Consider the following 20,871-nt stretch of genomic DNA (forward strand, 5'->3'; position numbering starts at 1 on the left):
GCGGGCCGGGCGTCACGCGGTGGGCGTGGCCGTCGCGCGCCGTGCCGCGACGAGGTCGTTCGCACTGCGCAGCACGGGCCGCGCGACGAGCGCGTCGGCGTCCAGCGGGACCGGGGTGCGCACCCGGAACGTCGCGCTCGCGCCCGCGGGCAGCGTCACGAGCGCCTCGTCCACGCTCGCCGCCGGGTCGAGCCGGTCGACCAGCAGCGTGAGGTCGCGGACCAGCGACCGCGCCGTGACCTGCACCTCGTAGCCGTCCTGCACGGGGTGGACGCGAGCGTCGACGGCGTCGGGGTCGAGCGCGAGGTCGACGTCCTCGACCCACGTGCGGACCGCGCGGCAGCGGTCGAGCGTCACGACGAGCACCTCCTGCGCGGGGTCGTCCGGCGTCCGCAGGTCCGTGCGCACGGGGAACGTGCCCACGGACCAGGCGCCGACCGTCAGCGGACGCTCGGTCCGCGCGAGCACGCGGCCGTCGAGGGTCTGGCGCTCGAGCACGGCCGTGCCCTTCCACAGCACGGGCGTGTCGTTGACGACGACGAGCGCGTCCAGCCCGTCGCGCGGCTGCACCGTGACGAGCCGGTCCGCGAACGCCGCGCGCATCGCCCACCACAGCGGCTTGGGGCGCCCGTCGCCGTCGACCGCGGCCCACGACGTCACGGGCCAGCAGTCGTTGAGCTGCCAGACGATCGCGCCCGCGGTCGTCGGCCACCAGGACCGGTAGTGCTCGATCGCGAACCGCACCGCCCGCGCCTGGTTGAGCTGGGCCGCCCACAGCCAGTCCGCGAGGTCGTCGGGGACGCCCAGGTGCGGCGCCATGCCGCGGTCGAGCTTGCCGTTGCCGTCCTCCGCCTTCTGGTGCAGCAGGAAGGTCGGGTGGTCCTTGCCGGCGACGGTGCCGTCCGCGGCGCGCACCGCACGGGTGAGGGTCGCCCACGTGGGCGGGCCCTGGAAGCCGAACTCGGAGCAGAAGCGTGGGACCTCGTCGCGGTAGGCGGTGTAGTCGACCCGGTTCCAGACCTCCCACTGGTGGTGCGAGCCGTGGTCGGGGTCGTTGGGGTGCACGTCGTGCAGGTCGTACCCCGGCGAGGCGGGGCTGTTCTCGACGTACGGGCGCGTGGGGTCGAGCTCGGCGACCACGGCCGGGAACAGCTCGGTCGCGTACCGCAGGCCCCACGTGCGCCCCTCGAGCTCGTCGGGCCACCCCCAGTCGCGGAAGCCCCACAGGTTCTCGTTGCCGCCGTTCCACACGACGAGCGAGGGGTGCGGCGTGAGGCGCGCGACGTGCTCGCGGGCCTCGGCCTCGAGCTCCTCGAGCAGCGGCGACTCCTCGGGGTACGCCGCGCACGCCAGCAGGAAGTCCTGCCACACGAGCAGACCGCGCTCGTCGCACAGGTCGTAGAAGTCCTCGGACTCGTAGATCCCGCCGCCCCACACGCGCACGAGGTTGAGGTGCGCGCCGAGGGCCTGGTCGAGCCGCCGCGCGAGACGGTCGCGCGTGATCCGGGTGAGCAGGTGGTCGTCGGGGATCCAGTTGGCGCCGCGGACGAACACCGCGCGGCCGTTGACCCGCAGCGTGAAGGCCGCGCCGACGTCGTCGGGAGAGGTGTCGAGCTCGACCGTGCGGAAGCCGATGCGGCGGCTCCACGCACCCAGGCGCGCGCCGGTCGCGCGCGGGCCCGCCGGGGCGGCCGCGTCCGCGGCGTGCAGCTCGAGCTCGAGCGCGTGCAGCGGCTGGGCGCCGTGGCCGACGGGCCACCACAGCGGCGCGTGCGGCACCTCGAGGTGCGCGGTCGCCGTGGTCGCGTCCGCGTCGACCGTCACCACGGACTCGGCGGCCGCGACGCGCGCCGTGACCACGAGCGGCACGTCGCCGCCGGGCAGCCCCGACCGCTCGACGTCCACGACCACGTCGACGACACCGGTCCCGTCGGGCCGCACGGTGACCAGCGGGCGCACGGACGCGAGCCGCGCGACGCGCCAGCGCTCGATCCGCACGGGCCGCCACAGGCCCGCGGTCTGCAGGTCCGGGCCCCAGTCCCAGCCGAACGAGCAGGCCATCTTGCGGACCATGTTGAACGGCTGCGGGTACGCGAGCGGGCGGGGCCCCAGGCGGCGCGCCTCGGCCTCGGCGTGCGCGAGCGCGGACCCGAGCTCGACGCTCAGCGTGCGGACGTCGTGGTGCAGGTGCGCGCGCAGGTCGACGCGGTAGGTGCGGTGCTGGTTGGCGGTGCGTGCGAGCACGTCGTCGTCGAGACGCACCGTGGCGACCGTGTCGACGCCCTCGAGGACCAGGTCGACGCGCTCGCCGGCGAGCGCGGGGGCGATGCGCACGGGCCGCGCGTAGGTCCACGTGACGTGCCGCATCCACGCGAGACGCGTCTCGTTGTCGTCGACGTAGGGGTCGGGGACGAGCCCCGCGTCGAGCAGCGTCGTGTGGCTCGTGCCGGGGACGTGCGCGGGGACGCCGTCGTGCAGCGCGCGGAGCAGCGGCTCCGGCAGGTCGTCGGGGAGCGTCGCGGGGTCGGCCGTGAGCGTCCAGCCGTCGTCGAGGAGGTGGTGGTCCATGTGCGTGCGCGCTCCCGGAGGTCCTGTGCCCCCGGCGGGCGCGCGTCGTCGCGCGCTCGCGGGCCGTCCGACCCGAGGAGCCACCCACATTGTTAGGCTGCTGAACTTAGTCCGTCAACGCTTCGCCGAGTTCCTCCTAGGCTGGTGCGCACGAATCCACCCGGAGGTGAGCGGTGCCCCTGCGTCCCGACGACGTGACGTCCCCCACGACCCTGGACACGGCCGACGTGCTGCACCTGCGCGCGGCGGGCGTGAGCCTCGTCCTCGACCTCGCGGCAGGGCTGCCGCGCGTGCTGCACTGGGGCGCCGACCTCGGCGACCTGCCCGGTGCCGCGCTCGCCGCGCTGCGGCTCGCGGCCCGCTCGGCGCCGGCCGCGTCGTCGGTCGACGGCGAGGTCGTGCCGTCCGTGCTCCCCGAGCAGTCGACCGGCTGGCTGGGCGTGCCCGGCCTCACGGGGTCGCGCGGCGGCCGCGGCTGGTCGAGCGCGTTCGCGCTCGAGCGCGCGACGCACGCGCGCACCGCCGGCGGCGGCGACCTCGTCACGGTGACGGCCGCCGACCCGGCGGCGGGGCTGGGGCTCGAGCTCGTGCTCGAGCTCACGCCGCAGGGCGTCGTGCGCCAGCGCGCGACCGTCACCAACACCGCCGACGGCACGTACGACCTCGAGGGCGTCCTGCTGACGCTGCCCGTGCCGCTGCGCGCCACGACCCTGCTCGACATGGGCGGGCACTGGGCGCGCGAGCGGCACCCGATCCGCACGCCGTTCACGCACGGCACCCGCCTGCGCGAGAACCGGCGCGGGCGCACGGGCTTCGACACGCCGTACGTGCTGGTCGCCGGGACCGACGAGCTCGGGCACCGGCGCGGCGAGGTGTGGGGCGTGCACGTCGCGTGGTCCGGCAACCACCGCAGCCTCGCGCAGCGCGCGCACGACCACCCGGGCCTGCTCGGCGGCGGCGAGCTGCTCCTGTCCGGCGAGGTCCGCCTCGGCACCGGCGAGTCGTACACGAGCCCGTGGCTGTACGCGTCCTACGGCGCCGCGGGCCTCGACGAGCTCGCGGGCCGCTTCCACGCGTGGCTCCGGGCGCGGCCCCAGCACCCCCGCACGCCGCGGCCCGTCACGCTCAACACGTGGGAGGCCGTGTACTTCGACCACGACCTCGCGCGGCTCACCGAGCTCGCCGACGCGGCCGCCGCCGTCGGCGCCGAGCGCTACGTGCTCGACGACGGCTGGTTCGGCGACCGCCGCGACGACTCGCGCGGCCTGGGGGACTGGTACGTGTCCGACGAGGTGTGGCCCGACGGCCTCGGTCCGCTCGTCTCGCACGTCACGGGCCTGGGCATGCAGTTCGGCCTGTGGGTCGAGCCGGAGATGGTCAACCCGGACTCCGACCTCGCCCGGGCGCACCCCGACTGGATGCTGCGCCTGCCCGACCGGCTCCCGCGCCCCGCGCGGCACCAGCAGGTCCTCGACCTCGGGCGTCCCGAGGCGTTCGCGCACATCCTCGAGCGCCTGGACGCGCTGCTCACCGAGTACGACATCGCCTACCTCAAGTGGGACCACAACCGCGACCTGCTCGACGCGGGGCACGGCGCCGACGGCGTGCCCGGCGTGCACGGGCAGACGCTCGCCGTGTACCGGCTGATCGACGAGCTCAAGGCGCGGCACCCGCGGGTCGAGATCGAGTCCTGCTCGTCGGGCGGCGCGCGCGTCGACCTCGAGATCCTCGAGCGCACCGACCGCGTGTGGGCCTCGGACTGCATCGACGCCCTCGAGCGCCGCACGATCCAGCCGTGGACCAACCTGCTGATCCCGCTCGAGCTCATCGGTGCGCACATCGGCTCCGGCACCGCGCACTCCACGGGACGGCGCGCGGGCCTGGGGTTCCGGGCCGGGACGGCGCTGTTCGGGCACCTCGGCATCGAGTGGGACCTGCGGGAGGCCGACGAGGCCGAGCGCGCCGAGCTCGCGGCGTGGGTCGCGCTCTACAAGGACGTGCGCGAGCTGCTGCACACCGGGGTCAGCGTGCACGCCGACCCCGTCGACCCTGCGTACGCCGTGCACGGCGTGGTCGCGCAGGACGGCTCCGACGCGCTGTTCGCGATCGCGACCGTGGCGTCCTCGGCGCAGGCGCCGGCCGCGCTCGTGACGCTGCCCGGGCTCGACCCGGACGCGACGTACCGCGTGCGCCCGCAGGCGCCCGCGGACGTCGTCGGGCCGTGGCAGCACGTGCCGTGGTGGGAGCCCGAGGGGCTGCGCACGACGGGACGCGTGCTCGGGCAGGTCGGCGTCCGGCCGCCGCACCTGCAGCCCGAGCGGCTCGTGCTGCTGCGGGCCACGCGCGTCGACTGACGACGGCCGCGGGCGGTGCGGAGGGCGGCGGGGTCACCCCGCCGCCCTCCGTCGTCCTGCCCTGCGTCGTCAGCCGGTCACTTGGTCGCGCCCGACGTGAAGCCGTTGTAGACGTACCGCTGCAGCAGCAGGAACAGCACGAGGATCGGCACGATCGTGATGACCACGCCCGCCGAGATCACCTCCCACTGCGAGCCGAACGGGCCCTTGAACGCGAACAGCGCGGTCGAGATGGGCCGCAGGTCGGGGTCGGGCAGGTAGAGGAACGGCAGGAAGAACTCGTTGTAGATGCCGATGCCCTTGATGATGACGACCGTCGCGATCGCGGGCTTGAGGTTCGGCAGGATGATCCGGAAGAAGATCCGCAGGTGCCCCGCGCCGTCGAGCGTCGCGGCCTCGTCGAGCGACCGGGGGATCGCGCGCACGAACTGCAGGAAGATGTAGATCGAGACGATGTCCGTGCCCGTGAACAGCAGGATCAGCGCCCAGCGCGAGTTGTAGAGCCCGAGGCCGTTGACGATCTGGAACGTCGCGACCTGGGTCGTGACGCCGGGCACGAGCGTCGCCAGGAGGAACAGGCCGAGCACCGCCGAGCGCCCGCGGAACCGGAAGCGGTCGAGCGCGTACGCGGTCGCCGCGCCGACGAGGATCGTGCCGGTGATCGCGGCGACGAAGACGACGACCGTGTTGGCGAACCCCCGCAGCATCCCCCCCCGCGTGAACGCGGTCGCGTAGTTCGCGACGTTGCCCCAGCTCTCGGGCGGCGTGAACGGGTTCGTGGCGAGGAACTCCTGACCGGTCTTGAACGAGCCGAACAGGATGAGCACGAGCGGCAGCAGCGTGACGACGGACGCGACGACGAGGGACAGGTACTTGCCGGTGGTGGTGAGGGCGCGGGTCACGTGAGATCCACCTCCTGCTCGGGCACGACGCGACGCTGGACCCACGTCACCAGCAGCACGACGACCAGCAGCACGACCGCCATCGCCGACGCGAGGCCGACCATGTTCCGGTTGAACGCCATCCAGATCGTGCGGATCACGAAGGTCTCGGTGCCGTTGCCGCCGTTCGTCATGACGTACGGGATCTCGAAGACCGACAGCGCGCCCGAGATCGCGAGGATGAACGACAGGCCGACGATCGGTCGGATCGACGGCAGGATGATGTGCCGGAACTCGTGCCAGCGGTTGGCGCCGTCGATCTCCGCGGCCTCGTAGACGTCGCTGCTGATGGACTGGATCGCACCGAGGAACATCACGAAGTTCAGCCCCGTGTAGCGCCACACGGACACCGCGGCGAGCGTCACGTTGGCCACCGCCGGGTCGCCCGTCCACTGCCGCACCAGCGCGTCGAGGCCAGCGGCCAGCAGCACGGTGTCGAGGCCGCCCCCGGGCTTGAGGAAGTTGAGGAAGATCAGGCCGATCGCGACGCCGTTGATGAGGTAGGGGAAGAACAGGATCCCCTTCCACAGGTTCTTGAGCCGCACGCGGAACGACAGGACGGTCGCGAAGTACAGCGCGAGCGCCATCTGCACGAACGACGCGAGGAAGTAGTACAGCGAGACGTAGAAGACGCGGACGTTGTCGGGGTCGGTGAAGATCTCGACGTAGTTGTCGAGCCCCACGAGCTCCTTCGTGCGCGCGAGGCCGTCCCAGTCCGTCACCGAGTACCAGAACATGTTCGCGACGGGCAGGTACGTCAGCAGGAGCAGCAGCCCGACGGGGACGAGGAGGAACAGGTACGGCACCGCGCGGCGACGCCGGCGCGCGCCGCGACCCGCGCCCGAGGGGGCGGGGCGGGTCGCGGGCGCGGGGGCGTCCACCGGGCCGGGGGCGCCCGTCGTGGTGGTCGTCATGGTGCGGCGACCGCGCGTCAGGCGTCCACGTCGGCGCGGCCCTCGGCCCACGCGGCGTTGAGGTCGTCGAAGACCTGCTGCTTGGTGCGGGCGCCGGAGCGGGCGTCGTCGATGATCTTCTGGCGGTACTTCGGGTCCGTCGTGACGATGCCCGACGCCGTGTCGATGTCGGCGAACAGCGACTCCTTGCCCTGCGGCGCGGGGTTCATCTCGACGAGCTCGACCTGGTCGACGAAGTCGGCGAGCGCGGCGGGCGTGGCGCCGTCGATCAGCGGCGAGAGGCCGACCTGCGACTCGGAGTAGCCGGACTCGTGGTGGAACCAGTCGATCCACGCGCGCGCGGTCACCTTGTTCTTCGAGGCGACGTTGATGCCGAGGTTGTAGTCGCCGCCGGCGGTGGCGTGGAACGTGCCGTCGGCCTGGGCGGGGAACGGCATGTAGCCGATGTCGTCGGCCGAGCCGCCGGCGTCGACGGCGGCCTGCTGCATCTGGGGGATCGCCCAGGACCCGAGCAGCATGACGCCGATCTTGCCCGTGCCGAGCAGCTGCTTGGACTGCTCCCAGTTGGTCGTCGTCGGGTCGGCCTCGGTGAGTCCCTGCGCGACGACGTCGTACAGCAGGCCGTCGATGACCTCGTGGTCGCGGCCGTCCGCCCACGGGTCGTCCCACGTGACCATCTGGTTGACGTAGTCGGGGTCGCCCGAGACGCCGCCGCGGTAGTACTCCCACGCGGTGAGCGGCCAGCCGTCCTTGTAGTTGGTGTAGAGCGGGTCGATCCCGGGGTCGGCCGCCTTGAGCGCGGCGAGGTCCTCGAGGAACTCGTCGGGCGTCGTGGGGAAGTCCGTGAGGCCCGCGGCCTTCCAGACCTTGGTGTTGTAGACGAGCCCCTGGACGTTGCCGACGACCGGGATGCCGTAGCTCGTGCCCTCGAACGACTTGTCGGCGAGCCAGCGGTACTCCTGGGCGAGCTCCGCCTGCTCGCCGAGCGGCTCGAAGAAGTCGCCGAGCTGGTCGGGCGTGACCGAGCCGGGGATCGCGAGGACGTCGCCGTAGTTGTCGGTGCTCATGCGCGTCTTCACCTCGCCCTCGTAGTCGGTGATGCCCTCGACCTTGACGTCGGTGACCGCGGGGTACTTGGTCTTGAACCGCTCGACGTAGTCGTCGAACGTGCCGTCCTCGACGAGGTCGGTCCGCCACGTGAGCACCGTGAGGGAGCCGCCGGGCTCGCCGGTCGTGTTCTCCTCGCCCTCGGCCCCGCCCGAGCAGGCGGTCGTGAGGGCGAGCAGGGCGACGGCCGTCGACGCGACGGCGAGCCGCCCGCGTCGCTGGTGAAGGAACATCGTCGATCCTCTCGTCGGCGCCGGGACCTCGGTGTCCCGGCTGGGGCGGTGACGGCCCCGGGCCGTGCGCCGTGTAGATTCTTAGGCCACTGAACAAAGTAAGTCAACGGCGTGTCGTGACCCGGTTCGTCCCGTGTCGCGGTCGTTAGGCTCGACGGGTCGCCACCCGGCGGCCGCCAACCCGACGGGAGCCCACGTGAACGCAGGCACGCCGGTGCGCGGCGCCGCGCACACGAGCAGCCGCAGCGCGATCCTCGACGTCATCCGCGCCGCCGGGACCATCAGCCGCGTCGAGCTCACGCACGCCACCGGCCTCACCGCCGCGACCGTCTCGACCGTCGTGCGCCGGCTGCTCGACGAGGGACTGGTCGTCGAGGCCGGCCGCGCCGAGTCCACCGGCGGCAAGCCCCGCATGCTGCTGCAGCTCGACCCCGCCGCGCGCTACGCGGTCGGCGTGCACCTCGACCACGCGGGCATCACGTACGTCGTCGCGAACCTCGGCGGTCAGGTCGTCGCGCGGTGGCGCCGCCCCGGCACCGGCGCCGACGACCCCCGCGTCGTCGTCGACCGGATCGCCGCCGAGATCGCCGCCAACGTGGCCCGCATCGGCGTCGACAGGCGCCTGCTGCTCGGCGTCGGCGTCGTGTCGCCCGGCCCGCTCGCGACCTCGACCGGCATGACCATCGCGCCGCCGGTCATGCAGCACTGGTCGGACTTCCCGCTCGCGGCGGTCATCGAGGACGCCGTCGGGCTGCCCGTGCTGCTCGACAACGACGCGACGGCCGCCGCGCTGGGGGAGTACTGGTCCGGCGGCGTGCCCACCGGCGCGGTCTGCGCCGCGTTGTACATGGGCACCGGCATCGGCTCCGGGATCATCGTCGACGGCGCCGTCTACCGCGGGCGCTCGTCCAACGCCGGCGAGGTCGGGCACGTCTGCCTCGACGTCGACGGCCCGCCCTGCTGGTGCGGCGGGCGCGGGTGCCTCGAGGCCCTCGCGGGCCCGTCCGCCGTCGTCGCGCGCGCGCTCGACGCGGGCATCGCGCTGCCCGGCCGCAGCGTGTCGGAGGACTTCGCGGCGCTCGCCCGGGCCGCCGCCCGCGGCGAGGACCAGCCGGTGCGCCTGCTCGCCGAGTCCGCGCGCTACGTCGCCGCGGCCACCCAGTCCCTCGCGAACGTCCTCGACCTCGACCTCGTCGTCCTCACCGGGTCGTCGTTCGCGCACGCCGGGTCGCTCTACCTGCCCGTCGTCCAGGAACGCCTCGACGCGGGGTTCTTCGCGCGCGCCACGCACGGCGTGCGCGTCACGATCTCGTCGCACGCCGCCGAGGCCGCCGCCGTCGGCGGCGCCGCGCTCGTGCTGCAGGCCGAGCTGGCACCCCGGCAGGCCGGCATGCGGATCGTGGCCGACGCGCTCACCGAGGTGCCCGCCGGGTCCGGCGTGGCCTGAGCCGCGACCCGTCGCGGCTGTGCCGTCAGCCGAGCAGACGGTCCAGGCCCGCCTGCGGGATCGGCACCCACGTCGGTCGGTTCCGCGCCTCGTAGACCACCTCGTAGAGGGTCTTGTCGAGCTCGAGCGCGCGCAGCAGCAGCGCGCTCGCGGGCTCCGCACCCACGCCGTAGCCGTCGAGCAGCGCGTCGCGCGCGTCCCGCGTCCACGCCTCGGCGGGCGCGCCCACCAGCCCGCCGACCGCCGCCGCGTAGTCGAACGACCGCAGCACGCCCGCCACGTCCCGCAGCGCCAGGTCCGGGCGCGTCCGCGCGGCCAGCGGCGCCAACGGCTCGCCCTCGAAGTCGATGACGAACCAGCGACCCGTCGACCGCAGCACCTGCCCCAGGTGCAGGTCGCCGTGCACGCGCTGCCGGGCCGGCGTCGTCGGCAGCGCGGCGACCTCGTCCGCCACCGCACGCACCGCGGGCGTGCGCTCCGCGAGCGACGGCACCGCGGCCGTCGCCCACGCGAGCCGGTCCAGCAGCGCGCGCGCGAGCACCGCGCCCCCGTCCGGCGCCTCCTGCCGGTCGAACGCCCGCACGAGCGCGTCGTGCATGCCCGCGACCGTCGCACCCAGCTCGCGCGCGAGGTCCCCGAACGCGCGCCCGTCGCGCGCGTGGTCGCACGCCAGCTCGAACCCGTCCTGCGCGCCCGGCACGAACGCGCTCAGCACGCCGAGGTACCCGACGGCCTCGCTGCCGTCCGGCGCCTGCCACCGCGCCCGCGCCCACGCGAGCGGCGCGGGCACGCCGTCCCAGGCCGCCTCGACCAGCCGGCGAGGCACGTCGATGTCGGGGTTCTCGCCCCCCGCGAGCGTCCGCAGCACCTTGAGGATCCCGCGCGGGACGCCGTCCGGGCCCGGCAGCACGACCGACGTGTTCGACTGCTCGCCCGTCACCACCCGGGCGGCCGTCACGTCGACGTCGGCCCCGGGCCCGTCCGCGTGCGCGAGCCACGCCGCCAGGAACCGCGCGTCGCCCGCCGCGTCGAGCACCGTGCGGCCACCCGCCGTGCCCAGCACCGCGCCCGGGTCGGCCCCGCCCGCGTCGGCGAGCAGCAGCACCGGCACCTGCAGCACGACGTCCACCGCGCCCGCCCGCGCGTGCACCAGCAGCACGCGCACGTCGTCGCCCAGGTGCACGGCGCCGACCGGGGTCAGGCGCGCGTCGACACCCTTCGCCGGGTACCAGCGACGCTCCGGCAACCACGCGCGCAGCAGCTCGACGACCTCGTGGTCGACGTCGTCGGGCGGCAGCGCGTCGAGGATCACGGGGCGGTCAGCTCCAGCCAGTAGAAGTCGCGGGACCCGAGCGTGAACGTCAGCGTGCCGTCGTCCCGCACCGGCGGGAAGTGCGCGCCGCCGAACACGTCGCGCAGGTGCCACCCCACGTGACCGGGCAGGCGCACGGTCGTCGCGCGGGCGGTCGCCGCGAGGTTCGCGACCACCAGCACCGTCTCGTCGTCGGTGCGACGCAGGAACGTCAGCACCGCGTCGTTGTCGTTCGGCACCACCTCGAACGAGCCCAGCCCGAGCGCCCGGTGCTGACGTCGCACCGCGAGCATGCCGTGCACCCAGTGCAGCAGCGACGTCGGCTGCGCGAGCTGCGACTCCACGTTGACGTTGCCGTAGTGGTAGACCAGCGACTGCACCAGCGGCAGGTACAGCTTGCCCGGGTCGGCGGTCGAGAAGCCCGCGTTGCGGTCCGGCGTCCACTGCATCGGCGTGCGCACCGCGTCACGGTCCGGCAGCCAGATGTTGTCGCCCATCCCGATCTCGTCGCCGTAGTACAGGCACGGGCTGCCCGGCAGGCTCAGCAGCAGCGCGTGCGCGAGCTCGATCTCCTTGCGCGAGTTGTCCAGCAGCGGCGCCAGCCGGCGGCGGATCCCAACGTTCGCGCGCATGCGCGAGTCCGGCGCGTACCAGCCGTACATCGACGCGCGCTCCTCCGTCGACACCATCTCGAGCGTCAGCTCGTCGTGGTTGCGCAGGAACGTGCTCCACTGGCCGCTCGACGACGGGATCGCCGGCGTGTCCGCCAGGATGTCGACGATCTGCGTCGCGCGCTGGTCGCGCAGCGCGTAGTAGATGCGCGGCATCACGGGGAAGTGGAAGCACATGTGGGACTCCGGCGCCTCCTCGGTGCCGAAGTAGTGCACGACGTCCTCGGGCCACTGGTTCGCCTCCGCCAGCATGATGCGACCGGGGAACTCCTCGTCGATCATGCGCCGCAGGTCGGCCAGGAACTGGTGCGTCTCCGGCAGGTTCTCGCAGTTCGTGCCCTCGGCCTCGAACAGGTACGGCACCGCGTCCAGCCGGAACCCGTCCACGCCCAGGTGCAGCCAGAACCGTGCGACGTCGAACATCGCGTCCACGACGCGCGGGTTCTCGAAGTTGAGGTCCGGCTGGTGGCTGAAGAACCGGTGCCAGAAGTACTGCCGGCGCACGGGGTCGAAGGTCCAGTTCGACGTCTCGGTGTCGACGAAGATGATGCGCGCGTCCTGGTAGCGCGTGTTGTCGTCGCTCCACACGTAGAAGTCGCCGTACGGCCCGTCCGGGTCCGAGCGCGACGCCTGGAACCACGGGTGCTGGTCGCTCGTGTGGTTCATCACCAGGTCGACCACGATCCGCATGCCGCGCCGGTGGCACTCGGTCACCAGCAGGCGGAAGTCGTCGAGCGTGCCGTACTGCGGTGCGACCGCCGTGTAGTCCGACACGTCGTAGCCGCCGTCGCGCATGGGCGACGGGTAGAACGGCGGCAGCCACAGGCAGTCGACACCCAGCCACTGCAGGTAGTCCAGCCGCTGCACCAGGCCCTGCAGGTCGCCGCTGCCGTGCCCGCTCGAGTCCGAGAACGTGCGCAGCATGACCTCGTAGAACACGGCCGTGCGGTACCACTCCGGGTCGTCGTCGCGACCGTCCGTCGGCGGGGGAGCGGGGACCGGCGGCTGGCGGCGCGCAGGCAGGCCGCCCAGCGCGATCGCCGCGGTCGTCGGTGCCGGCTCGCGGTGCCGCCCGTAGGTCGCCGGACCCGCGGCCCCCGGGGGCGGGGCGTCGGCACGGGCGCCGGCGCACCGGGCACCGCGTCGGGCGACGGCTGCGACCCCGGCGGCGGCGTGCCCGGCGGGACCGCGGCCGCACCGCTCGGGTGCGCCGCGGGCGTGCCCAGCACGGGCGTGCGCGGCGTGCGCGGGTCACCCGCGCCGGCGACGTCGTCGGGCGGCGGCGTGGACGGGCTCATCGCGCCTCACCCGGGTGCTCGAGGTAGGCGACGTGCGCGACCCGCACCTGCGGGTCGAGCCGCACGTACACCTCCTCGGACCACGCGTACGTCTCCTGCGACAGCACGTCGCGCGCCACCGCGGGACGGTCGGCGGGCAGGCCGAACGCACCCAGGTCGAGACGCACGACGCCCTCGCGGACGCCGAACGGGTCGATGTTGACGATCGTCACCACGGTGTCGGGCCGCCCCGTCGGCGACTCGTGCGCCTCCAGGTGCCGCGAGAACGCGACGAGCGCGTCGTCGGACGTCGGGTGCACGCGCACGTTGCGCAGCTGCTGCAGCGCCGGGTGCGCACGACGGATCTCGTTGAGCCGCCCGATGAGCAGCGCGATGCCCAGGTGCTCGGCGCGCGCCCAGTCGCGAGGACGGAACTCGTACTTCTCGTTGTCGATCTGCTCCTCGACGCCCGGCCGCGGCACGTCCTCGACCAGCTCGTAGCCGGAGTACACGCCCCACGTCGGCGACCCGGTCGCCGCGAGCACGGCCCGCACCGCCCACGCCGCGGCCCCGCCGTGCTGCAGGTACGGCGGCAGGATGTCGTGCGTCGTCGGCCAGAAGCTCGGGCGCATCCACGCGCCCTCCTCGCCGCCGACCCGCGCGAGGTACTCCTCGAGCTCGGCCTTCGTGTTGCGCCACGTGAAGTACGTGTACGACTGGTGGAAGCCGACCTTCGCGAGCGTCAGCATCATCGCCGGGCGCGTGAACGCCTCCGACAGGAAGATCACCTCGGGGTGGTCCGCCGCGACGTCCGCGAGCAGGCGCTGCCAGAACGACAGCGGCTTGGTGTGCGGGTTGTCGACGCGGAACGCCGTGACGCCGTGGTCGATCCACACCTGCAGCACGCGGCGGATCTCCGCGTAGATGCCCTCGGGGTCGTTGTCGAAGTTCAGGGGGTAGATGTCCTGGTACTTCTTCGGCGGGTTCTCGGCGTACGCGATCGTGCCGTCGGCGCGCGTCGTGAACCACTCGGGGTGCTCGCGGACCCACGGGTGGTCGGGCGACGCCTGGAGCGCGACGTCCAGCGCGACCTCCATGCCCAGGGACCGTGCCCGTGCGACGAACGCGTCGAAGTCGTCGAACGTGCCCAGCGTCGGCTCGATCGCGTCGTGGCCGCCGTCCTGCGAGCCGATCGCGTACGGCGAGCCCGGGTCGCCCGGCATCGCCGTGAGCGCGTTGTTGCGGCCCTTGCGGTGCGCGTGACCGATCGGGTGGATCGGCGTCAGGTACACGACGTCGAAGCCCATCGCGGCGATGCGCGGCAGCTGGTTCGCCGCCGTGCGCAGCGTGCCCGACGTCCACGTCTGCGTCGCCTCGTCGTACGTCGCGCCGTGCGAGCGCGGGAACATCTCGTACCACGCGCCCGTCAGCGCGAGACGGCGGTGCACCACGAGCGGGTACGCCCGCGACGCCGTCACGAGGTCGCGCAGCGGGGTGCGGTCGAGCGCCTCCCGGACGGCGGGTGCGAGCCCCGCTGCCAGGCGCTCCGACGGCGGGCGGGAGGTGTCGCGCAGCGCGTCGACGGCCGCCAGCAGCGTGCGCGCGTCGTGCGGGGCCATCGCGTCGTCGCCCGTGCGGCGCGCGGCGCGCTCCAGCACGAGCGTGCCCTCGGTGAGCATGAGCTCGACGTCGACGCCCGCCTCGACCTTGATCGCGGCGTCGTGCGCCCACGTCCCGTACGGGTCCGACCAGCCCTCGACGCGGAACGACCACTCGCCCTCGGCGTCCGGCACGAGGCGCGCCTCGTAACGGTCGAGCCCGGGCGCCACGTCGACCATGCGACGCCACGAGTGCACCGACCCGTCGGGACGCAGCAGCACCGCCGTCGCACCGAGCGCGTCGTGGCCCTCGCGGATCACGGTCGCGCGCACGGGCACCGGCTCGCCGACGACGGCCTTGGCCGGGAACCGGCCCTCCTCGGCGACCGGGGACACGTCGACCACCGGGATGCGCCCGACCGGCAGCGGGCCCGTCACGGGCGCCGCGGGGGAGGCGGCCGTGGGGGCCGGCGGTGCGGGGGCCGCCGTGGGCGGTCCGACCGGCGGGGCGGACGCCCGTGCGGTCGACATCGTCTCCGGGGCCGACGCCGCAGCGGCGGGCACCGAGGCGGAGGTCGTGGCGGCGGCCGTGTCCGCCGCCGTCGGGCTCGCGGGCTCCGGCGTGCGGGTCGGGTCGGAGGGTCGCCCGGGCGCGGGCACCGGGGCGACGGCACGTGGCCGGTCCGCTGACGTGGCCGGTGACGTGCGACGTGGGCGGCGGGGTGTCGTCACGGTCCCGAACCTATCCGGGGATCCGGGGTCGCGGCATCCGCTGGGCACCCACGGCGCGCCGCCCGCGGCCCGGGTGGCCCGCCCGCTCCGGCAGCCACCTGGTCACCCGTCCACCCCCCGCCGCGCGACACGACCGATCCCGCCCCGCTGAACCCGGCACCCCACCTGGCCCCCACCCGGCGAGCGCGAGGTTCTGCCGGTTCTCGGACGCCATGACCGGTCGAACCCCGCGTTCGCCGCCGACCGAGGCCTGGTGACGGTGCGGCGCAGCCCCGCGGGTGGTGTCGTGGCCGCGGGCGTCGGTCGCCGTCGAGCGCGGGGTGACGCCGGTGACGGGCGCCGAGGAGCGGCAGGACTCCGCATTCGACCCGTGAGCGGCGACCGCTACCGTGTCGAGCCGACCACAGGACCGTGTGACCTCGGGGCCGGCGCCGCGTCGGCGTCGGGGCAGGACGCCGTCCGTGTCGGGCTGGTGCGCTGGCGGGATGCGACGTCCGGCGCCTCCGCCCCATCCCCTGCTCCGTCTCGCCCTCCTGCAGGAGGGGCTCGTGTCGACGGCTCAGTGCGACGCGGCCGGCGTCGGCCGGCACCGCCGCGCTGCGCTGCGGGGCGACGGTTCGCTGGTCCCCGTCGTGCGGGGCGTCCACGACGCCGCCGGCGCGCTCGTGCGGCGCTACGGACCGCGCGTGCTCGCCGACCCGCCGGACGTGCACGCCGGGGCGACCGGATCCGCGGCCGTGAGCCCTGCGCCGGCGGGACCTGCGCCCGTGCGACCCGCAGCCGAGGGCGTGACGGTGGCACGGTCGCCCCTGCCGCAGCCGACGCCGCGGCAGGGGTGGTCGCCACGGGCGCCGCAGGCGCAGATGCGCGTGCAGGCGGCGGCCACACCTCCGCGGACCGCGGGGCTCGCAGGCGCACCAGGTGGTGCGGTGCGCGGCGGTCCGGTCGTGCCCGGGGAACCGGACCGCGTCGACCGGGGGCACGACCACCGCCGGCGCAGGGCCGCGTGGACGGCGCTGCTCGCGCTCGGGCCGGAGCGCGCGGTGGCGGTCGGCGCCTGCGCGCTCGCGCTGCACGGCGTCGAGGGGCTGCCGCGGACGATCCGGCCCGAGGCGGCGCTTCCCGTCGTCGGCGGGCGCGACCACCGGGGTGACGCGCGGGTGCGGCGCTTCCGGACGGGTGACGTCGTGGTCGTGCGGGGTGCGCGTGCCGTGCGACCGGAGCTTGCGCTCGCGCAGGCCGTGTGCGAGCTGTCACGCGAGCACGCCGTGGGCGTGCTCGACTCGGCCGTCCGGCGCGGCCTCGTGGCACCCGACCTCGCGTGCGTCCGGGCGCTCGCGCGCGGTCGACGCGGGGCCGCGCGTCTCGCGAGGTGGTGGGAGCTCGTCGACGGGCGCGCGGACTCGCCGCTCGAGACGCGCGCACGGCTGCAGTGCGTCGACGCGGGCATCGCCCCCGACGAGCTGCAGGTGCCGGTGCGCGACGCCGACGGTCGTGTCGTGGCGCGCGGCGACCTGGGTTGGTGGACGCCAGAGGGACGTCTCGTCGTCGTCGAGATCGACGGCGCGGGACCGCACGCGACACCGGCGGCCCTCTACCGGGACCGCGAGCGGCAGAACGCGATCGTCGCGACCGGTGCGCTGCTCCTGCGCTTCACGGCCGACGACGTCGCCGCAGGGCGCGTCGCGCGCACGCTGGCCCGCCACCTCCCGCGTCCGGCGACCCCGTGAACGCGGACTCGTGCCGGTTCCACGGCTTGAGAACCGGCAGAACCGCGCGTTCGGCGACGAGGACGGGGGAGGAGAGGACCGGGGTCAGAGGGCCGCGACCAGGGCGCGGCCCGTCGTGCGGCCCGTGAACAGGCAGCCGCCCAGGAACGTGCCCTCGAGCGCGCGGTGGCCGTGCACGCCGCCGCCGCCGAACCCGGCGGCCTCGCCGACCGCCCACAGGCCCGGCAGGACCTCGCCGTCGGGGCGCAGCACGCGGCCCTCGAGGTCGGTCGCGAGGCCGCCGAGGGTCTTGCGGGTCAGCACCGACAGCCGCACCGCGTACAGCGGGCCGTGCGCGGGGTCCGTGAGGCGGTGCGGCGGTGCGACGCGGATCGCCTTGTCGACCACGAACCGCCGCGCCATCGCCGTGGCCGTGACCTGCAGGTCCTTGCCGAGCCCCGTGGCGACCTGCGCGTCCCGCAGCGCGATCGTGCGCGCGAGCGCGTCGGGGTCGATCCGTGACGTGCCCGTCAGGGCGTTCATCCCGGCGGCCAGCTCCGCCGGCGTCGTCGCGGCGACGAACTCCGGCGACCGCTGCGCGAACGTCTCGACCGGGCCGACCGCCCCCGGCCTGACCCGCTCGAGCAGCAGCGCGAGGTCGCGCCCCGTGAGGTCCGGGTTCTGCTCCGAGCCCGAGAGCGCGAACTCCTTGCCGAGGATCGTCCGGTCGAGCACGAACCACGAGTGGTCGTCGCCGCGGGACGTGACGTGCGTGAGCGCGCCGAGCGAGTCGAACCCCGGGAAGAGCGGAGCCGGCAGCCGGTTGCCGTCCGCGTCGAGCCACAGCGAGCTCGGACCCGGCAGGATCCGGATGCCGTGCGCCGACCACACCGGCGAGTGGTTCGTGACGCCCTCCGGGTAGTGCCACATGCGGCCCTCGTGCGCGACGTGCGCGCCCGCGGCGCGCGCGGCCTCGATGCCCGACCCGTCGACGTGGTCCGGCACGCCCGACAGCATGCGTGCGGGCAGCCGACCGGCCGCCGCGGGCCACGTCGCGCGCACCAGGTCGTGGTTGGCGCCGATCCCGCCCGTCGCGACGACGACCGCGGCGGCCTCGACCTCGAACGGCCGGACGACCGTGCGCGACGACGGCGCACCGCGCTCCGCCGCGTCGGGTGCCAGCACGTCGCCCCGCACGCCCGTGACGCGGCCGTCGGTCGTCGTCAGCCCCGTCACGCGGTGGCGGAACCGCACCTCGACGCGGCCGTCGCGGTGCGCGTCGAGCAGCACCCGCACGAACGGCTCGAGCACACCCGGCCCCGTGCCCCACGTGACGTGGAACCGCGGCACCGAGTTGCCGTGCCCGTCCGCGAGGTACCCGCCGCGCTCCGCCCACTGCACGAGCGGGAACCACCGCACCCCGAGGCGGTGCAGCCAGTCCCGCATGCCGCCCGCGGCGAAGTCCACGAACCCCTCGGCCCACGCGCGGCCCCACCGGTCAGCGCCGTCGTCGGCGAACGCCGCCGACCCCAGCCAGTCGGACAGCGCGAGCTCGGCGCTGTCGCGCACGCCGAGACGCCGCTGCTCGGGCGAGTCGACGAGGAACAGGCCCCCGAACGACCACCACGCCTGCCCGCCGAGGCTCGCCGGCGGCTCGGCGTCCAGCAGCAGCACGCGCCGGCCGGCGGTGACGAGCTCGGCGGTCGTGACCAGACCCGCGAGCCCGGCACCGACGACCACGACGTCGGGGGTGTGCGTCATGCGCGCACGCTACCGCCCCGCCGGCGCGCGACGTCAGGGGCGCACGTACACGCGCATGCTCAGCGGCTCGACCGTGGTGGTCGAGCCGCCCGGCAGGTGCAGCCCGCCCGAGATCGCGGCGGTCGAGACCTCCGACGGGTGCTCCCACACCGAGTCCCACGCGAGCGTCCACGGTGCGGGGTGCCCGTCGACGAGCGTCACCTCGACCGCGTCGAGCGCGCCGTTCACCACCAGCAGCACCTGGTCGTCGTCGGGCGGCGGTGCGACGCGCAGCATCTGGAACGTGCGGACCGACGCGTCGTGCCACCGGGCGTGGTCGAACGCGACGCCGTCGGCGCCGTACCACCCGAGGTCGGGCGGACCGCCCTCGACGCGCGGCCGTCCGGTGTAGAACGTCTCGGTGCGCAGCGCCGCGTGCTCGCGCCGCAGCAGCAGCAGGTGCCGCGCGGTCGCGAGCTGGTCGGCGCGCCACGGCGACAGGTCCCACCGCACCCACGAGAGCTCGTTGTCCTGGCAGTACGCGTTGTTGTTGCCGCGCTGCGTGCGGCCCGTCTCGTCGCCCGCCGTGACCATGGGCGTGCCGGCCGCGAGCACGAGCGTCGCGAAGAGGTTGCGGACCGACCGGCGCCGCAGGGGCGCGACGTCGACCGCGGGGGAGTCCTGCTGCACCGGGCCCTCGACGCCGTGGTTCCACGAGCGGTTGTCGTCCGACCCGTCGCGGTTCTGCTCGCCGTTCGCGGCGTTGTGCTTGTGGTCGTACGCGACGAGGTCGGCCATCGTGAACCCGTCGTGCGCCGTCACGTAGTTGACCGACGCGCGCGGCCCGCGCTGCAGCGGGGGCGTGCCCGAGCCGAACAGGTCGACCGACCCCGACAGCCGCGTCGCGAGGTCGCGCACGCGGTGACCCGGCAGCCCGTGCGCGGCGCGGCCGGGGTCGGCCAGCCAGAACGACCGCACGGCGTTGCGGAACCGGTCGTTCCACTCGGCGAACGGCGCCGGGAACTGGCCCGTGCGCCAGCCGCCGGGGCCCACGTCCCACGGCTCGGCGACGAGCTTGAGCCCGGCGAGCGACGGGTCGGTCGCGGCCGCGACGAGCGTCGCGTGGTCGGGCCGGAACCCCTCGGGGCTGCGGCCGAGCGTCACGGCGAGGTCGAAGCGGAAGCCGTCGACGCCCACGACGTCGGCCCAGTACCGCAGCGAGTCCAGCGTCATGCCGACGACGCCGTCGCGCCGGAAGTCGAGCGAGTTGCCGGTGCCGGTCACGTCCACGAGCGTCGCGGGGACCGCGCCGTCGTGGCTGTAGTAGTACGCGTTGTCGAGCCCGCGCCACGACAGGTGCTGGCCGGGCAGGCCGCCCTCGCACGTGTGGTTGTAGACGACGTCGAGCAGCACCTCGAGCCCGGCCTCGTGCAGCGCGTGCACGGTCGCGCGCACCTCGTCGAGCACGGCGGCGGGCCCGGCGGCGCGCGCGGCGGCCGTCGCGTACGCCGCGTGCGGCGCGAAGAACCCGAGCGTCGAGTAGCCCCAGTAGTTGGTCAGTCCCTTGGCGACCAGGTGCGGCTCGGACGTGAACGCGTGGACCGGCAGCAGCTCGAGCGCCGTGACGCCCAGGCCGAGCAGGTGGTCGACGACCGCGGGGTGCGCGAGGCCCGCGTACGTGCCGCGCAGCTCCTCGGGCACGTCGGGGTGCAGCCGCGTGAGCCCCTTGGTGTGCGCCTCGTAGACGACCGTGCGGGACCACGGCGTCCACGGGCGGTTCGCGGCCGGGTCGGGACCGGGCAGCGCGCGCGTGTCGACGACCACGCCGTGCGGGACGTGCCCGGCGGAGTCGCGACCGTCGGCCGGTCCGTACGGGTCGCCCGTCAGGTCGTCGCCCACGACGTGGCCGTACGTCTCAGGCCCGTACCCCAGCTCGCCGACCAGCCCGCGCGCGTACGGGTCCACCAGCAGCTTGGCCGGGTTGTACCGCAGGCCGTAGCCGGGCTCCCACGCGCCGTGCGCGCGGAACCCGTACCGCTGACCCGCGCGCACGCCGGGCACCGAGGCCGACCAGACGCCGAGCCGCGGGCCGGCCAGCGGCACGCGCCGCTCGGCGGGCGCGTCGAGCGGGCCGTCGAGCAGGCACAGCTCGACCGCGGTCGCGTGCGGCGCGAGCACGGCGACGTCGACGCCCGTCCCGGTGACGTGCACGCCGAGGCGGGGCGGACGGTGTCGCTCGGTCGTCTTGGCCACCACCCCATCGTGCCA

Annotated in this window: 12 protein-coding genes; 3 read left to right on the top strand and 9 right to left on the bottom strand. The window is 74.8% G+C overall.

Annotated features, from left to right (window positions below; all coding sequences use genetic code 11):
• Positions 1-12 precede the first annotated feature (12 nt).
• The gene (locus GY42_RS00460) at positions 13-2,568 is read right to left on the bottom strand and encodes a glycoside hydrolase family 2 protein (protein WP_046527814.1); all 2,556 of its coding nucleotides are present in this window, start codon (positions 2,566-2,568) and stop codon (positions 13-15) included.
• 173 nt (positions 2,569-2,741) lie between these two features.
• Between GY42_RS00460 and GY42_RS00465 the strand changes: the two genes are divergently transcribed.
• Positions 2,742-4,922 carry an alpha-galactosidase gene (locus tag GY42_RS00465; RefSeq protein WP_236686678.1) on the top strand — a complete coding sequence of 727 codons (2,181 nt, stop codon included), beginning with the start codon at positions 2,742-2,744 and terminating at the stop codon, positions 4,920-4,922.
• Between the two features lie 77 nt (positions 4,923-4,999).
• Here the strand turns inward: GY42_RS00465 and GY42_RS00470 are convergent, their stop codons facing one another.
• The 3 genes from GY42_RS00470 to GY42_RS00480 are packed head-to-tail and all read right to left on the bottom strand — an operon-like array spanning position 5,000 to position 8,117.
• Positions 5,000-5,824, bottom strand: coding sequence for a carbohydrate ABC transporter permease (locus GY42_RS00470; RefSeq protein WP_046527815.1), 825 nt, complete (start codon positions 5,822-5,824; stop codon positions 5,000-5,002).
• Positions 5,821-6,777 (bottom strand): carbohydrate ABC transporter permease, encoded by a 957-nt coding sequence (locus GY42_RS00475; protein WP_046527816.1) that lies wholly within the window; start codon positions 6,775-6,777, stop codon positions 5,821-5,823. The genes GY42_RS00470 and GY42_RS00475 overlap by 4 nt, the downstream gene beginning before the upstream one ends.
• A 17-nt stretch (positions 6,778-6,794) precedes the next feature.
• Positions 6,795-8,117: an ABC transporter substrate-binding protein gene (locus tag GY42_RS00480; RefSeq protein WP_046527817.1), complete on the bottom strand. Its 1,323-nt coding sequence runs from the start codon at positions 8,115-8,117 to the stop codon at positions 6,795-6,797.
• Between the two features lie 196 nt (positions 8,118-8,313).
• Between GY42_RS00480 and GY42_RS00485 the strand changes: the two genes are divergently transcribed.
• Complete coding sequence (locus GY42_RS00485) at positions 8,314-9,564, top strand: ROK family transcriptional regulator (protein ID WP_082131291.1); 1,251 nt, start codon at positions 8,314-8,316, stop codon at positions 9,562-9,564.
• Between the two features lie 25 nt (positions 9,565-9,589).
• On the opposite strand, the gene GY42_RS00490 is transcribed toward GY42_RS00485, so the two are convergent.
• From GY42_RS00490 to GY42_RS00500, 3 genes are all read right to left on the bottom strand, one after another.
• Entirely contained in the window at positions 9,590-10,876 is a 1,287-nt protein-coding gene (locus GY42_RS00490; RefSeq protein ID WP_082131292.1) for a maltokinase N-terminal cap-like domain-containing protein, read from the bottom strand.
• Positions 10,873-12,471 (bottom strand): maltose alpha-D-glucosyltransferase, encoded by a 1,599-nt coding sequence (gene treS / locus GY42_RS00495; protein ID WP_236686843.1) that lies wholly within the window; start codon positions 12,469-12,471, stop codon positions 10,873-10,875. The genes GY42_RS00490 and treS overlap by 4 nt, the downstream gene beginning before the upstream one ends.
• Positions 12,472-12,841: 370 nt before the next feature.
• Entirely contained in the window at positions 12,842-14,953 is a 2,112-nt protein-coding gene (locus tag GY42_RS00500) for an alpha-1,4-glucan--maltose-1-phosphate maltosyltransferase (protein ID WP_082131662.1), read from the bottom strand.
• 1,148 nt (positions 14,954-16,101) lie between these two features.
• On the opposite strand from GY42_RS00500, the gene GY42_RS17975 reads away from it, so the two are divergent.
• Positions 16,102-16,884 (top strand): hypothetical protein, encoded by a 783-nt coding sequence (locus GY42_RS17975; protein WP_152667188.1) that lies wholly within the window; start codon positions 16,102-16,104, stop codon positions 16,882-16,884.
• An 84-nt stretch (positions 16,885-16,968) separates the two neighbouring features.
• Here GY42_RS17975 and GY42_RS00510 read toward each other — a convergent pair whose 3' ends face one another.
• Together GY42_RS00510 and glgX are read right to left on the bottom strand one after the other, a co-directional pair.
• Positions 16,969-18,624: an FAD-binding dehydrogenase gene (locus GY42_RS00510; RefSeq protein WP_046527820.1), complete on the bottom strand. Its 1,656-nt coding sequence runs from the start codon at positions 18,622-18,624 to the stop codon at positions 16,969-16,971.
• 33 nt (positions 18,625-18,657) lie between these two features.
• Entirely contained in the window at positions 18,658-20,856 is a 2,199-nt protein-coding gene (gene glgX / locus GY42_RS00515; RefSeq protein WP_046527821.1) for a glycogen debranching protein GlgX, read from the bottom strand.
• Between the last annotated feature and the right edge of the window lie 15 nt (positions 20,857-20,871).

It is taken from the genome of Cellulomonas sp. FA1 (assembly GCF_000986825.1).
GTDB classification, from domain to species: domain Bacteria; phylum Actinomycetota; class Actinomycetes; order Actinomycetales; family Cellulomonadaceae; genus Cellulomonas; species Cellulomonas iranensis.

Coding starts and splice junctions, on each gene's coding strand:
- GY42_RS00460 (WP_046527814.1), bottom strand. CDS start 2,568: ATGGACCACCACCTCCTCGACGACGGCTGGACGCTCACGGCCGACCCC.
- GY42_RS00475 (WP_046527816.1), bottom strand. CDS start 6,777: ATGACGACCACCACGACGGGCGCCCCCGGCCCGGTGGACGCCCCCGCG.
- GY42_RS00480 (WP_046527817.1), bottom strand. CDS start 8,117: ATGTTCCTTCACCAGCGACGCGGGCGGCTCGCCGTCGCGTCGACGGCC.
- treS (WP_236686843.1), bottom strand. CDS start 12,471: ATGCTGCGCACGTTCTCGGACTCGAGCGGGCACGGCAGCGGCGACCTG.
- GY42_RS00500 (WP_082131662.1), bottom strand. CDS start 14,953: ATGTCGACCGCACGGGCGTCCGCCCCGCCGGTCGGACCGCCCACGGCG.
- GY42_RS00510 (WP_046527820.1), bottom strand. CDS start 18,624: ATGACGCACACCCCCGACGTCGTGGTCGTCGGTGCCGGGCTCGCGGGT.